The organism is Vibrio sp. B183, assembly GCF_000740665.1.
Taxonomy (GTDB): domain Bacteria; phylum Pseudomonadota; class Gammaproteobacteria; order Enterobacterales; family Vibrionaceae; genus Vibrio; species Vibrio coralliilyticus.
In genome coordinates, this window is sequence record NZ_JPQB01000016.1 from 188,822 (window position 1) to 203,869 (window position 15,048).

Consider the following 15,048-nt stretch of genomic DNA (forward strand, 5'->3'; position numbering starts at 1 on the left):
CGAGAGCCAGATGTTAAGAGCTGCGTACATAGTATTAATTTTGCTTTGCATTGCACCAACAATCCCCGGATTAGTTGGTGTATTGCTCTCATCATTTGGCTACGTTCCCCCTGTCGGCCTGTTCGATTTCTCACTCAGCAGCTATCAGCAGTTTTTCGAATGGCCGGGGATTGAGCACTCCATTGGTCTCACTTTATTCAGCTCCATAACCAGTACTTATCTTTCTTGTTTAATCTGCTTTGCGATTCTTCAAAGCCTTTGGTTAGACCGCCATTGGCGAAAAGTTGAAGCACTGCTTTCACCCTTGCTAGCAATGCCTCACGTCGCTTTCGCGATTGGATTTGCTTTTCTGTTCGCTCCTACAGGTATGGTTGCACGTATGTTGGCTCAAACCTTAGGTATTGACGTAGACACACATGAAGCAACTTGGTTAGTGCATGACCCTTATGCGCTGGGGTTAGCCATGACACTTTCATTTAAAGAAGTGCCATTTTTGCTGCTCATGAGCATTCCTGTTTTGCAGCAGATTAAAATTGACAAACTGTATCAAGTCAGCAGTTCTCTGGGGTATTCACCCGCACAAATGTGGTGGAAGGCGGTCTTCCCTCTTTGGTTAGTAAGAATGCGCTTCGCCTTGTTTGCCGTGATGGCTTATGGCGTTTCAGTGGTCGATTTGAGTTTGATCTTGGGCCCAACTAATCCACCTACTTTAGCCGTATTAGTATGGCAGTGGTTCAACGACCCTGACTTATCACTTATCCCTCGTGCGGCATCAGGCGCGGTTATGCTGTTTGTGTTAGCCAGTTTACTTTTAGTCTTAATCGTACTGGTCGAAAATCTTCTCGTCGGCCATTTTGGTCAGTGGCAATACTCAGGCCGAAGAGGGTTTAGCCTTCCTGGGAAAACGTTATTTACCTTTTCGGCCATTTTAGCCGGCATTATGTTTCCACTGATGTTGATCTGGAGCTTCGCTCATCGATGGCGCTTTCCGGACCTTCTCCCTACCCGATATAGTGACCGTTTTTGGAACAATGAGTGGCTCAATATATTGCCGACGATTAACCAAAGTTTGATCATTGCCGCCGTTACCGCTTGTTTTGCTTTGCTATTGGGCGTAGTGGCTCAGGAAAGTCGTATCCGTTTTCGCTTACACTTGCCGGGTTATATCATTGCTTTACCCATGCTTATCCCGCAGCTTTCTATCTTATTTGGTATCCAGATAACCACGCTCTACTTGTCTGGTGATGCCTATTACATCTGGGTCATCTGGTCACACGTATTCTTTGCTTTCCCATTTGTGTATTTAGCACTGGATGGCCCATGGCGAAGCTATGACAACAACTATACTCGAGCAGCATTGAGCCTTGGTAAAACGCCTCTCTTTGTCTTTTTTCATATTAAGGTTAAGTTGCTGCTACCGGCCATCTTGTACGCTTGGGCTGTCGGGGCCAGTGTAAGCTTAGCGCAATATCTACCGACACTAATGCTTGGTGGAGGCAGGATTGCAACCGTGACCACGGAAGCCGTCGCTCTTTCGAGTGGCTTCGATCGACGCGTTACTGCCATCTACGCAATTTGGCAAGCCATCTTGCCATTTGTTTTCTTTGTCTCTGCCATCCTTATTGGCAGATTCGCATTGCGACAACCTGATTCGAACAAGGATGCCCTTACGCATGACGCTGTCTCTAGAAAGCCTCGCCATCCATAAAACCAGCGGTGAAGCCCTCTTTTCTGATTTGAATATATCCGTTTCAGCACAGGAAGTTGTTTGTCTAATGGGCCCCAGTGGATGCGGAAAATCAACCTTGTTAAGCTTGATTGCAGGACATATGAGTAGCGAGTTTGTCCATTCCGGGCGCGTGCTACTAAATGGCATTAACTTGGCTGAACTTGAACCTCATCAGCGACAAGTTGGAATTCTGTTTCAGGATGATTTGCTATTTCCACACCTAAACGTGTGGCAGAACCTCGCTTTTGCCCTTCCTAACTCAATCAAAGGCGATGAAAGACGCCACCAAGCCATGGTCGCATTGAACAAGGTTGAGCTATCACAACTCGCAGATTCATTTCCTGACCAGATCTCCGGCGGCCAACGTGCTCGTGTCAGCTTGCTCAGAATGCTGTTAGCTAAGCCTAAACTGGCGCTGTTAGATGAACCATTTAGCAAACTGGATAAAGAACTTAGAACACAGTTTCGTGACTGGGTCATCGCTCAACTGGCAGAAGCCAATATTCCTACTCTGATGGTCACGCATGACAGGGATGATGTTCCTGAGAATGGACGGGTATTAAGTTGGCCATGGGAGACTCATCATGCTTGATCGGTTCAGTATCAAAGTCATTCGCTCCCCTTTGGCTATTACAGCCGCCGGATTAGATAAACTCGGTGTGACCGCAAACCAAACGACGCTAAGTGGTTTTCTTCTTGGGTGTCTGGCGTTTCCTGCTCTGTACTTTGAGCAATACGAGCTGGCACTTGTGTTCATCGTTATTAACCGAGTATTTGATGGTTTGGATGGCGCGTTAGCTCGGCGTCAGGGCATCACAGATGCAGGTGGATTTCTCGATATCAGCCTCGACTTCCTGTTTTATTCTCTGATCCCATTTGGCTTTGTGGTTGCTAATCCAGAGCAAAACGCAGTTGCGGGCGCCTTTCTCATTTTCTCATTCATTGGTACTGGCTGCAGCTTTCTTGCTTTTGCCGTCATGGCAGGGAAACGTGGAATTGAGAATCCTATTTATAAAAACAAATCCCTTTACTATATGAGTGGGCTGACTGAAGGCACTGAAACCATAGCGTGTTTCATTGCGTTTTGTCTTTTCCCGCAGCACTTTGCCATCATTGCATACCTGTTTGGCACAGCCTGCTGGTTCACGACCTTTACTCGCATCTATTCAGGTTTCCACACTCTGAAATAGACATAAAAAAGGTCGCTCAATGCGACCTTTTTTAAAAGACAAAATTGATTATCACTGCGACCAACAATCCGGAGAAGAAACTCGGAACATGAAACTGACGTTTCGGCATAGATTGATATTCTAGTACTGGCCCTTCTTGAAATGTTTTCTTTGATAATTCCTTGATGTAATCATTCTGCATATCCGTTCTCCCAACTGAAGTGATTCTGACTTCAGCATAGAAGCTCAAGTTAAGTTGAGGTCAAGACGGATTTACAAAGATCTCAATAAAATTAGCGGAACAGCATCACTTTAAGCGCAGCTTCACTATCAACATCAGCAAATTCAGGCGGATTATCTAACCGTTGCACAAAGCTAAGCTCTGGCGCTTCTTCCTTCATGCTTTCAATTAGGAAATCGCTACTGACCTGAGGAGAGTTCACACAAGCAAGCACTTCGCCCTTATCAGTGAGTAACTCAGGCAAACGACGCAGAATTCTCTTGTAGTCTTTGGTTAGCGCAAAGCTGCCTTTTTGAAATGAAGGTGGATCGATGACGACTAGATCATATGGTCCGGATCTTTTTATTTTTCCCCATGACTTGAATATATCGTAAGCCAGAAACTTCACTTGATTTAGGTTGTGCTCATTCAACCTATGGTTATCTCGCCCTTTCGACAATGACGCTCTTGCCATATCTACGTTAACTACTTGATCAGCCCCACCATCGATAGCCGCAACTGAAAATCCACAGGTATAAGCAAATAAGTTAAGAACATTTTTATGTTTAGTATGCTGCTGAACCCACTCTCGGCCTAGGCGCATATCGAGAAACAAACCAAAGTTCTGGTTGCGACCAATATCGAGTTGGTACTTCAACCCTGACTCAACCACAACAGGTTTAGTGTTCAGTTCACCGATGATCACTTCCGATGGTGCACCTTCGCTGTATCTATGTTGGATAACCACACATTTGACGCCTTTCTCCTGCCATAGCACAGTCTTAGACAGCTGATGCAGTCCCTGTTTGAGCTGTTCAAGAAACTCATCGTCAACACTCTTGAATATATTGATCAGCAACTGGCAATCGACCCAGTCACAAGTGATCTGCTCTAAACCTTGGTATACGCGGCCTCGACCGTGAAATACACGCCTGACTTCGTTGGAAGTACTCGATAACTGCTCCGAAATGTGAGCGAAGAATGTAGGAAGTTGTTCAACCTGCATACTAGTTCCTGTTATTTTTTGATTTTCGGCCATGAGAGCTCCCAAGGTTTTAACCAAGTATTAATGCCTTGGCTGACATTTTCCTGCCGCCATTTCTCACCAAGCAGAGCATTTTCTCTCGGGTCGCAGACAAACTGGAATGCTTTTCCATGAAACTCAATCTCAAGCGCAAATGCATGGAGATAACCTCGGTCTGATTTACTGGCAGGGGCATAAATCGCATCTCCGACGATAGGTGAACCGACCGACTTTAGTGCTACCCTGATTTGATGCGTTTTACCTGTATGGGGTTTGCACAAGAACAAACGCTCACCCGGTTCCGCGCCAGTTGAAAGAAATTGCGTGATCGCAGGATTTGAATGAGAGTTGGTCAATTTCCATGCAGAGCGACGCGAGCGCTCCATATCACCACTAACAAGCCCTTGTTTCTTCTTCGGCTTCTTACTACCAATCGCCAAATAGAATTTTTCCACACGACGTTGAGCAAATTGCGTCGATAACTCACTTGCGGCCGCAGCGTTGCGCGCAAGCAAAAGAAGCCCAGAAGTCATCTTATCCAATCGATGCACAAGGTAGAGTTGCTCGTCTCCAGTAACTAATGCCACTTCATGTAGCAACATGGTTTCGCCATCATCTTTATGAACTGAAACATTGGGGTGTTTATTAATGACGACAAAGTCTGAATGAGAAAAAACGATATCAAACATAGAGGGCTCCACTTTGGACGGATGAGTATACCTGTTATGCGATCTAATTCCATAAGTAGATAAGCAAATAAAAACGGGGAGCCATGTAGGCTCCCCGTTTACGTTGTTATCTGGATTCAGCGTTACAATTTCTTAGAAAGAACACCTGCAAACGCAATGATTCCGATACCCAGTAGCATGATTTCACCTTTGCCGCTATCGAAGCCGGACTTGATGCCCATGAAAGCAACGATTGCGATAGCAACAGGGATTACGTATTTCACTAGGTTGTACCATAGGCCAAACAGTGGGAAAGAGACTTCACCGTCGTTAGTGATTTCTTTCTCAAGGTCAGCACGGCTTAGACGCCAGCCCGCAAAGATACATACCAACATACCGCCAACTGCTAGGAAGATCTTATCAGTCAGTAGGTCGAAGATATCAAATGCACCAGTACCAAACAGAGTTGGACCAACGCCACCCAGAGATAAAGACGCAAACACACATAGTGCCGCCATTACTGAGCTTGCTGCGATTACCGCTGTTGGGCGCTTCATACCTTTCTCATCGATTAGGTAAGAAACTACAACTTCAAGCAATGATACCGAAGATGTCAGTGCCGCTACTGTTAGACCAATGAAGAACAGTAGTGCGAACAGAAGACCAATAACGCCGCCCATTTCAGCGAATAGCTGAGGCACAACAACAAACACCAGACCAGGACCTGCTGCCGGCTCCATACCGAATGCGAACATAGCTGGGAACATTGCAACACCTGCCAAGATAGCAACACCTGTATCCATAGCCGTTACCATACCAGTAGTCTGAACTAAGTTCTCTTTCTTCTTCAGGTAAGAACCGTACGTCATCATACAACCCATACCAAGACTTAGAGAGAAGAACGCCTGACCTAGCGCTGCTAGCACTACGTTGCTATCAACTTTGGAGAAGTCTGGCATGAACAGGAACTCTAGACCCGCCATCGCACCTGGAAGCATTAGACCTTTTACTGATACAACGATCAGGATAAGGAATAATAGTGGCATCAGAATCTTACCTGCTTTTTCGATACCGCCAGAAATACCTTTCATTACGATAACGATGTTAAACATCAGGTAAATACCCATCCACATCAGTGGCTGTACTGGGTCAGAGATAAAGCCACCAAAACTATCACCGATAGCTTCTGGCGTGCTGAGCAGACCGCCACCTACTTTAAAGATGTATGCCAGTGCCCAACCGCCTACTACTGGGTAGAAACCCATGATAAGCAAACCACTGACAACACCGATAACGCCGGTAAATGTCCAACGACGATCAGTAGACTTAAACGCGCCTACTGCAGATAGACCTGTCTTACGACCAATAGCGAATTCTGTCAGCATAACGCTAAAGCCGATAAAAATTACAAAAATCAGGTAGATAGCAACGAACGCACCGCCACCGCTCTCACCTGCTGTGTATGGAAACTTCCATATGTTGCCCAAACCTACAGCAGAACCTGCTGCGGCCATTACGAAGCCTAATTTAGACCCCCACGTATCACGGGGCTGTGCACTTGTACTAGTAGCCACGATTACTCCATTAAAAAATTTTATCAGTTGTGTTTGCTACGTTAGGCGTCGAAAAGTTGAGTGTATAAAAAGATTTACACTTATTAGAATTCTAGGTGACCCTAACAATGTGGCAAGTAAACCAGTTTGAGATTAAAATTGGAACCCCAAAAAGTGTAAATTCCCACCACCGCACGGTATAGCATGCTTAAACGCTGCTTTTTTAATCAAAAACCTCCCCTTTTATCTACATTTTACATTGTCATAACATAATAATTCTATTCCTGACATTTATCTAACCACTTGTGTCACATTACTTGTAAGAACATTTGGCAACGAAATGTTTGTTGTCGGCGCTTCCAACTGGATTTAATATCTAGGTTGAACATCAACCTTACTCAAGCGATTGATTTACGCAGGAAATTGAATGGAAAAGTTCTATCACTTCCTCACATTGGCGGGCATTGTCTTTTACTGGATCCTCGTAGCAGGGGTAACTTTACGCGTCGTTCTGAAACGGAGAGCAGTTAGTGTTTCTCTCGCATGGCTGATGATCATCTATATCATTCCCATTGTTGGGGTCGCTTGCTACTTTTTATTCGGTGAGTTGAATCTCGGGCGAAAGAGAGCCGAGCGCGCAAAAGAGATGTTTGCGCCTTTTGCCAAATGGTTTTCCAGCCTGAATGAATGTCACGCCCACGATACAGCAGGCTTTGGCCGTCATATCTATCGTATCGATGAGCTCTGCAACAATCGCCTAGGCTTACCTGCCTTAAGTGGCAATACTCTGTCTTTGCAAAGCTCGCCCAACGAAATACTCCATTCGATCATTGATGATATTGAAAATGCAGAAAATAGCGTAAGAATGGTGTTTTACATCTGGCATCCAGGTGGGCTTGCTGATGCCGTAGCTTCAGCGCTGATAAGAGCTGCGAAACGAGACGTAGAAGTGAAACTGCTTCTCGACTCAGCGGGCAGCCCGCGCTTCTTCCGCAGTCAGTGGCTCAAGATGATGCAAGCCGCCGGCGTCGAAGTAGTACAAGCCTTGGAAGTGAGCCCTTGGCGTATTTTCCTGCGTCGCCTCGATCTTCGCCAGCATCGGAAAATTATCGTTATAGACGACAAAATTGGCTATACAGGCTCAATGAACCTCGTTGACCCGGCTTTCTTCAAGCAAGAATCAGGCGTCGGGCAATGGATCGATATGATGGTCCGCGTGACAGGCCCGACGGTTAACGTTCTTTCTGCTATTCACTGCTGGGATTGGGAGGTGGAAACCGGCTCGCGTTCACTCCCTCAATTACCTGAATGCCAGCTCGATCCAAATGAACCTCAGCATCCCGTGCAAGTAGTACCTTCTGGGCCAGGGATGCCAGAGCATCTTATTTCCCAAGTACTGACACTCGCCATTAATCAGGCCAACCAGTCGGTGCGGATCACCACGCCTTATTTCGTTCCTAGCGCCGATTTACTCGAAACACTCAAGATGACAGCACAAAGGGGCATTACCGTTGAACTTATTATCCCGCATAAGAACGATTCACTAATGGTGCAATGGGCTTCGCGGGCTTTTTATGCTGAGTTGATGGAAGCAGGCGTTGAAATTTATGAGTTCTACGGTGGCTTACTGCATACTAAATCTGTTGTTATCGACCAGCAGTTCTGCTTAGTGGGAACGGTCAACATGGACATGCGCAGCCTATGGCTCAATTTCGAGCTCACATTGGCGATCGATGACGAAGCTTTCACTAAAGAGATGTACTGGCTTCAGCAGAACTACATGGAAACCTCCCATCAAGTGAAGTTAGAAGAATGGAAAAAGCGCTCTCTATATTCACGTTTCTTAGAGCGTACTTACTACCTATTTAACCCACTTCTGTAATCCGTTATTTCTTACTCCTGACCCTCTTGCTATTAATGCGTTGCCATGTTTTAAATAGGGCAACGCATTTTCAGATAAGGACTTCCAATGTCAGAAGGTAAGCAAACGAAGCTGGTCACCGCGGGTCGTGACGAAAAATGGACCAATGGTGTCGTTAATCCACCAGTTCAGCGAGCTTCTACTGTCGTGTTTAATACGGTTGCCGAAAAACACCATGCGACCGTCAACCGAGCAAACAAAACACTCTTTTATGGCCGTCGCGGCACCAACACTCACTTTGCTTTCCAAGATGCAATGGTTGAAGTTGAGGGCGGCGCTGGTTGCGCTTTGTACCCTTGTGGTACTGCGGCTATTTCCAACGCAATTCTTTCTTTTGTTGAGTCGGGCGATCATATTCTTATGGTTGATACCTGCTATGAACCAACCCGTGACTTCTGTGACAAAATCATGAAGAAGATGGGAGTGGAAACCACCTATTATGATCCGATGATTGGAGAAGGTATTCGCGATTTAATTCAGCCCAATACCAAAGTGCTGTTTCTAGAGTCACCTGGCTCTATCACTATGGAAGTGCAAGACGTTCCAACCTTGGCCAAGATTGCTCACGAACATGACATCATTGTAATGCTCGACAACACTTGGGCGGCTGGCGTGAACTTCTCGCCTTTTGAACATGGTGTTGATATCTCTATTCAGGCTGCGACCAAGTACATTGTTGGCCACTCCGATGTCATGTTAGGTACAGCGATCGCCAATGAGAAACATTGGGACCAACTGCGCGAACAAAGCTATTTGATGGGGCAGTGTGTTTCACCAGATGATGCCTATCTCGGGCTGCGCGGTATTCGCACTCTGGATGTCCGACTACGTCAACATGCCGAGAATAGCCTCAAGGTTGCACAGTGGCTGCAAAGCCGACCTGAAGTCGATCACGTGCGCCACCCAGCTTTAGAAAGCTGCCCTGGTCACGAGTTTTTCCAGCGCGATTTCACTGGCGGTAACGGCCTATTCTCATTCGTACTAAAAACAAGCTACCCACGAGCTACTACAGCACTACTTGATGGTATGAAGCATTTCAGCATGGGCTATTCTTGGGGCGGTTTTGAAAGTTTGATTCTGGCCAACGAACCAAAAAGCTTCAATAGCTTGAGAACCATTGCCAATCCAAACTTTGATGGCACGTTGATCCGTCTGCATATCGGTTTGGAAAATGTTGAGGATCTGATCGCTGACCTTGAGCGAGGTTTTGAACGCTATAACTCACTCATTTTAGAGCAGTCCGCGACGGCTTAACGCTAGCCAATTCAATCAAGCCCCTGACTCAGGGGCTTTATTTTTAACTTAATGATATTATTGAACATTTTATCAATTACTTACTTAATAATGACACGTTAAACAATTGTGTTGTTTTCCATCTCCAATTCACAATTCTATTGCTTACTTTTCATTCAAATTTCGTATAGCTCATTTTCTATTCTACTGTTTAGTTACTCATCAGAGGTCATACCAGAAGGAGCTAATTTTGAAACACAAACTGATACTTGCTGTGCTCTGTATCTTCAGTTTAGGGCTATCGGCAACTACTAGCGCATCCAATGCTAGTGGCTACACTCAAACTCAATACCCCATTGTGCTAGTTCACGGATTATTCGGCTTTGATACATTAGCGGGCGTTGACTATTTCTATGGCATTCCGCACACCTTAACCAAAGACGGTGCAAGCGTTTACGTTGCTCAAGTCTCTGCGACGAACAGCTCTGAAGTTCGTGGCGAGCAGTTGCTAGAACAAGTGGAAACTTTACTTGCAGCGACAGGCGCAGCAAAAGTTAACTTAGTCGGACATAGCCATGGTGGCCCTACTGCGCGTTATGTAGCGTCTGTCAGACCAGACCTCGTCGCTTCTGTGACCAGTATCGGTGGTGTCAACAAAGGCTCTAAAGTGGCTGACCTCGTTCGCGGTACCGTACCCGAAGACTCTGGTTTAGAGGCCTTGGCAGTAAAGCTAGCTCAAGGACTGACGACACTGATCAATCTATTGTCTGGTGGTGGTGACCTAGACCAAGATCCTCTTGCCTCTTTGGATGCTTTAACCACCGAAGGTTCACTTGCGTTTAACCAACATTATCCGGAAGGCATTCCGGCCACTGAGTGCGGAAACGGTGATTTACTCGCTGGTAATGGCGTTTATTACTACTCTTGGACAGGTTCATCTACCTTTACCAATATCTTTGATCCAACGGATGCCGCAATGACCATTCTTGGCCTAGCGTTTAATGAACCGAATGACGGTCTGGTTGGCGCTTGTAGCACTCACTTAGGTCAAGTTATTCGTGACGACTACAAAATGAATCATTTGGACGAGATTAATGGCTTACTTGGTATCCACCATTTGTTTGAAACCGATCCAGTGACTCTTTATCGCCAACATGCCAACCGCCTGAAACTGCAAGGTTTGTAGGAACTATAAGATGATAAATGGAGGACTAACTGTAACAAGCAAAGTATAATGTTAAATATCCTACTCATAACGTTTATATGTTGAAAGTGGCACATTATATGATTTCAGTTAGTTCTACATCAGAGTTTAAGATCAAAGGCTACCCTTATCCTAACTTCCCTCTGTTGCTTTGGTCTCACTCAAATGAAGATATTGGTACTCTGTCAGGCGCGCTCTTTGAAGAGGGTCATCAGTTCCTAGAATTTTTATTAATTAAAAGTGGAAGAATTAAGAGCAGAGAAACGTGGAAAACCTATGCAGCACATCTAGTGTCCTTTTTTACCTTCATTGAGGATAATGGGTTGGATTGGACTGATATTGCTGATGATGGTATTACTGAAATGATTGTAGCTGTATACCGTGATGCTTGCCTTGATGATGGAATGGCGAGTATCTCTGTGAATCAGCATCTCCGAACAGTCGTGCGCTTCTATCAGTTTGCGGTTGGGCAAGGTTGGGTATCAGAACTCCCTTACTCACTGGTTACCATCAAAACAAGCAAAAACAAAAATGATTTCCTAGCTCACACCAAGAATGATGCTGGCGAAGTGTTAAGCCCTGACGTCATGCTAAGTCCACCTAAAACGCTACCAAAATTTCTTTCAAAAGAAGAAGTGCAAGAGCTTATAAATACCATCAAAAATCCAGTGGTCAAACTGATGACAAGGCTCTGTCTACAGACAGGAATCCGAAAGAAAGAATTACTACTGTTTCCCTTGAACCTGATACGAAAACCAGTAGAAGGTAGAGCCATCTACAGGGTTGAAATTAACCGAACCAAGGGTGAAAAAGGGCGTGTTATACACATTCCTCATCGCCTTATGAAAGACCTGTGGAATTACACCCAAACTATCCGCCACGAACAGGTGATGTCGCATGGCCAAGATAAGAAAGGTAACCCTGTTTTCCATAGTGATTTGTTATTCCTAAACACGAATGACAATACAGAATGGTCATTAGGTTCAGGCTTCAACAAGGCTCTAAACGACTTAGGCTTAGATTTTAAAGTGAACCCTCACAAACTTCGCCACACCTACGCTTGTCACATGCTAAAAGGCTTGCAAGAGCGTAAACAAGGCAAATTTGAGCCGCTGATGTATTTACAGCAAAGACTTGGACATTCAAGCATCACTACGACCATGATATATCTCGAAATAGTAAATGACTTGATGGATGACTTAGCGCTTGAATATCAAGACCAAATCAACGAGATTTCTGTTCAAGGCTTATGCGCATAAAAACATGACGGAAGTCAATATAGTTTGGTCACTGCGTATTTTCATCCAAGCAGATGTGGGAGAGGAATAAAGTTTCATACTAAAAAATTTATGGAGCCCTATTTAATAAGAGATTTCTACCCTCGAAATAATAATAAAGTATCATACTAAATCGAAATAAATGGTTTTATTCTATATAATCTTAGTATTAAAGTATCATACTAACCATCCAGCCACCCCATAAACCATCCTGCCCATTTATCAATATCAACAGGGTCGATACAACCTTTGTGTTTACATGAAGGGTGAGAGATTCCCTTGAAGTTACCATCTCCACAAATTAAAGAAAGTAAGCCAAGTACACCGCTCTCTCTGCTTTATAGCTGGCATGAAAGACGGCATCGATCCGATTGTTCTTTGCCATGCTCAGCACTCTCGACCAGGGTGTGAAGTGGTCAAGTAAAACTGGCCACAGTTTTATAAGGGAACCAGAACTGTCGTTCTGATTCATTTGGTGTTAATCCACCATTGTATTGGTGTGGACGATGCTGGTTGTAATAACCAACTAGGTAATCCGTTATTGCTTGGTGTGCCTCTGTAAAGCTTCTATAACCATTCTTTGGAACCCATTCCGTTTTCAAGCTTCTGAACACTCGCTCCATAGGGCTATTATCCCAACAGTTCCCACGACGACTCATACTTTGAGCGATTCGATATCGCCATAACAACTGACGATACTTCTTACTCGTATAGTGGCAACCTTGGTCCGAGTGGAACATCACGCCAGATGGTCTTCCACGGCTCTCATAAGCCATGCTTAACGCCTTACCGGTCAATGCGCTATCTGGTGAGTTAGACATTGCCCAACCAATAACTTTTCGTGCGAACAAGTCAATAACAACCGCTAGATAAGACCATCTCTGTCCCGTCCAGATGTAGGTCACATCGCCGCACCAGACTTGATTCGGTTCAGTTACCGCGAACTGACGATTTAACCGGTTGGGTATATGAACATGTTCCTGTTGTGTTTTTTTGTACGCATGTTTCGGTAGTTGGCAACTGACTAAGTCTAGTTCTTTCATGAACTTACTCGCTCGATAACGACTAAGTGGAATGCCTCTCGCTGTTACTATATCAGCAATGGTTCTCGCCCCAGCGGAACCATTGCTCAGCTCATAAGCTCGGCGAACTTCGGCACGAACAAGCACACGCTCTGACGACAGAAATTTATCTCTATTTACCCAATAACGATAGCTACTGCGATGAACCCCGAACACTTCACAAAGCCGTTTCACAGCATAACTCTTCTTGAGTTTCTCGATTATCGAGAACCGTTCAGGGAGTCTGACATCAAGAGAGCCGTAGCCTAATGGGATGGTCTGCTCCTCCCTCTGATATCTATACTCAGCAAGGGAGATCGCAAAAACAAGGAGACCGACCATGTCTAGTTCAAATGTGCATATCTACGGTATCGACCTAGGGAAAAACTGGTTTCACATCGTAGCAATGGATCGTCAAGGGCATATTCTTTGGCGCAAGAAGCTTACTCGAAGCCAGCTTAAAACCTTTGTGATTAACACTCCACCTACAATTGTAGCGGTTGAAGCTTGTCCGGGTTCCCAATACTGGGGAAGATTATTTAATGATGCAGGGTTCACAGTAAAAATCATTCCCGCTCAGTTTGTTAAGCCGTACTTAAAATCAAACAAGAATGACTTCAATGATGCTGCCGCAATCGCTGAAGCAGGCAGCCGTGGCACTATGCGCTGTGTTTCCCTAAAGACGCACGAACAACTTGCCCTACAAGCGATTCATCGAGTAAGGCAGCGTTTTATTGTGGAGCGCACAGCGACTGTGAACCAGATGCGGGCTTTGCTACTTGAATACGGTATTACAGTTCCTGTAGGTCGCAAAGTATTCGAACGCAACTTACCCGGCATCTTAGAGGATGCGGAAAATGGACTTCCCGACTTTATCCGTGCTTTAGTGTTTCGCTTGCGGGAGCGTTGGCAACATCTTGATGTTCAAATTGATGAAATGAGCGAGCAATTGCAACAGGCCTCAATTGCGTCAGAGAAGTGCCGACTTATATCCAGCGTTCCAGGTATTGGCCCAATTGTCGCCACTGGGTTAATCGCCGCGGTTGGTTCAGGCACTCAATTTAAGCGAGGCCGAGATATGTCGGCATGGTTAGGTTTAGTTCCCAGACAATACTCCACAGGCGGGAAAAGCAACCTTGGTGGTATAAGTAAAAGGGGTAATGTTTATCTACGCCGTCAGGTGATACAAGGTGCTAAAGCATTAAAGATACACATGAAGCGAGACAAATCTGCACTCGGGCGGTGGGTAGCAAAGTTAGAGGCGACACATCATCACCATGTCGTTTTAATTGCCTTAGCTAACAAGATAATGAGAATCTGTTGGAAGGTATTGACCTCTGGGCATGAGTATCAACCATATCCAGCTTCGGCTGTGAAATAGCATACAACGAATTATATTTTCCATAGATTTTGCGAGAAACAAGCTGATGACAGAAGCGTTAAACCCACGGTGTTGAAGCCTGGCTAAAAAAGCAGTCTTTTATGACTGAGCGCTTTATTAGGACAACAACGTGCGTATCCCATCAAGGCCAGAACACTAGATGGTTCACAAACAGGCCGGATACATTGACGCAAACGTATTCTGACAGCGAGCTTTTACTTGCAAAAACGGAGCAGACCATACATTTTTTAGAATTTCCTTTTCTTCTTCAATGCGCTTGATTTTCTTTTTAAGGTCGCGGATTTCTCTTTGCTCAGGAGTCAATGGTGATGCATTTGGTGCTTTACCAGCTCTTTCAGCTTTGAGTTGCCTAACCCAGCTTTCTAGCGTGGTTCTTCCAATGCCCATTGCTTCACAGGTTTCTTTGTAGGTTCGCCCCTGATCAAGTACCAGTTGAGCGCATTCAAGTTTAAATTCTGGGTTAAAAGTGCGTCTTTCACGCTTAGTCATAATGTCACCTGTTTTAGTATCGAGATGATCATACATCACCTCTTAATCAGGTGGCCAAATTCACTATGCCACTTCAGTTATTGATAAAAGTAACTTTA

11 protein-coding genes and 2 pseudogenes are annotated in these 15,048 nt (G+C 45.0%); 8 read left to right on the plus strand and 5 right to left on the minus strand.

Annotated features, from left to right (window positions below):
• Window positions 1-10: 10 nt before the first annotated feature.
• The 3 genes from IX95_RS19170 to IX95_RS19180 are packed head-to-tail and all read left to right on the plus strand — an operon-like array spanning window position 11 to window position 2,919.
• Window positions 11-1,708, plus strand: a complete 1,698-nt coding sequence (locus IX95_RS19170) for an ABC transporter permease (RefSeq protein ID WP_038163189.1) — start codon at window positions 11-13, stop codon at window positions 1,706-1,708.
• Window positions 1,674-2,321 (plus strand): ATP-binding cassette domain-containing protein, encoded by a 648-nt coding sequence (locus IX95_RS19175; protein ID WP_006962744.1) that lies wholly within the window; start codon window positions 1,674-1,676, stop codon window positions 2,319-2,321. Before IX95_RS19170 ends, IX95_RS19175 begins: the two co-directional genes overlap by 35 nt.
• Window positions 2,314-2,919, plus strand: coding sequence for a CDP-alcohol phosphatidyltransferase family protein (locus IX95_RS19180; protein WP_019277062.1), 606 nt, complete (start codon window positions 2,314-2,316; stop codon window positions 2,917-2,919). Before IX95_RS19175 ends, IX95_RS19180 begins: the two co-directional genes overlap by 8 nt.
• A gap of 272 nt (window positions 2,920-3,191) precedes the next feature.
• Here the strand turns inward: IX95_RS19180 and IX95_RS19185 are convergent, their stop codons facing one another.
• The 3 genes from IX95_RS19185 to IX95_RS19195 all read right to left on the minus strand — a co-directional run bounded on the left by IX95_RS19185 (window position 3,192) and on the right by IX95_RS19195 (window position 6,384).
• Complete coding sequence (locus IX95_RS19185) at window positions 3,192-4,124, minus strand: class I SAM-dependent methyltransferase (protein ID WP_038163222.1); 933 nt, start codon at window positions 4,122-4,124, stop codon at window positions 3,192-3,194.
• Between the two features lie 11 nt (window positions 4,125-4,135).
• Window positions 4,136-4,831, minus strand: coding sequence for a TIGR01621 family pseudouridine synthase (locus IX95_RS19190; RefSeq protein WP_038163191.1), 696 nt, complete (start codon window positions 4,829-4,831; stop codon window positions 4,136-4,138).
• A 122-nt stretch (window positions 4,832-4,953) separates the two neighbouring features.
• Window positions 4,954-6,384 (minus strand): sodium-dependent transporter, encoded by a 1,431-nt coding sequence (locus tag IX95_RS19195; protein WP_029236244.1) that lies wholly within the window; start codon window positions 6,382-6,384, stop codon window positions 4,954-4,956.
• Window positions 6,385-6,790: 406 nt separating this feature from the next.
• Here IX95_RS19195 and cls point away from each other — a divergent pair, with 406 nt between their 5' ends.
• The 4 genes from cls (at window position 6,791) to IX95_RS19215 (ending at window position 11,980) form a co-directional block, all read left to right on the plus strand.
• Complete coding sequence (cls, locus tag IX95_RS19200) at window positions 6,791-8,245, plus strand: cardiolipin synthase (protein ID WP_038163193.1); 1,455 nt, start codon at window positions 6,791-6,793, stop codon at window positions 8,243-8,245.
• Between the two features lie 87 nt (window positions 8,246-8,332).
• Window positions 8,333-9,538, plus strand: coding sequence for a cystathionine beta-lyase (locus tag IX95_RS19205; protein WP_038163195.1), 1,206 nt, complete (start codon window positions 8,333-8,335; stop codon window positions 9,536-9,538).
• 241 nt (window positions 9,539-9,779) lie between these two features.
• On the plus strand, window positions 9,780-10,703 hold the full coding sequence (locus IX95_RS19210; RefSeq protein ID WP_152562054.1) for an esterase/lipase family protein: 924 nt from the start codon (window positions 9,780-9,782) through the stop codon (window positions 10,701-10,703).
• Between the two features lie 98 nt (window positions 10,704-10,801).
• Entirely contained in the window at window positions 10,802-11,980 is a 1,179-nt protein-coding gene (locus IX95_RS19215) for a tyrosine-type recombinase/integrase (protein ID WP_038163197.1), read from the plus strand.
• Window positions 11,981-12,414: 434 nt separating this feature from the next.
• Here IX95_RS19215 and IX95_RS19220 read toward each other — a convergent pair.
• Window positions 12,415-13,359: pseudogene (locus IX95_RS19220) on the minus strand (IS3 family transposase); the annotation flags it as partial.
• A 40-nt stretch (window positions 13,360-13,399) separates the two neighbouring features.
• Between IX95_RS19220 and IX95_RS19225 the strand changes: the two are divergent.
• Window positions 13,400-14,440 carry an IS110 family transposase gene (locus IX95_RS19225; protein ID WP_038163198.1) on the plus strand — a complete coding sequence of 347 codons (1,041 nt, stop codon included), beginning with the start codon at window positions 13,400-13,402 and terminating at the stop codon, window positions 14,438-14,440.
• Window positions 14,441-14,686: 246 nt separating this feature from the next.
• Here the strand turns inward: IX95_RS19225 and IX95_RS19230 are convergent.
• A pseudogene (locus IX95_RS19230) lies at window positions 14,687-14,950 on the minus strand (transposase); the annotation flags it as partial.
• Window positions 14,951-15,048: the final 98 nt, after the last annotated feature.

Coding starts and splice junctions, on each gene's coding strand:
- IX95_RS19180 (WP_019277062.1), top strand. CDS start 2,314: ATGCTTGATCGGTTCAGTATCAAAGTCATTCGCTCCCCTTTGGCTATT.
- cls (WP_038163193.1), top strand. CDS start 6,791: ATGGAAAAGTTCTATCACTTCCTCACATTGGCGGGCATTGTCTTTTAC.
- IX95_RS19175 (WP_006962744.1), top strand. CDS start 1,674: ATGACGCTGTCTCTAGAAAGCCTCGCCATCCATAAAACCAGCGGTGAA.
- IX95_RS19215 (WP_038163197.1), top strand. CDS start 10,802: ATGATTTCAGTTAGTTCTACATCAGAGTTTAAGATCAAAGGCTACCCT.
- IX95_RS19170 (WP_038163189.1), top strand. CDS start 11: ATGTTAAGAGCTGCGTACATAGTATTAATTTTGCTTTGCATTGCACCA.
- IX95_RS19205 (WP_038163195.1), top strand. CDS start 8,333: ATGTCAGAAGGTAAGCAAACGAAGCTGGTCACCGCGGGTCGTGACGAA.
- IX95_RS19190 (WP_038163191.1), bottom strand. CDS start 4,831: ATGTTTGATATCGTTTTTTCTCATTCAGACTTTGTCGTCATTAATAAA.
- IX95_RS19225 (WP_038163198.1), top strand. CDS start 13,400: ATGTCTAGTTCAAATGTGCATATCTACGGTATCGACCTAGGGAAAAAC.
- IX95_RS19185 (WP_038163222.1), bottom strand. CDS start 4,124: ATGCAGGTTGAACAACTTCCTACATTCTTCGCTCACATTTCGGAGCAG.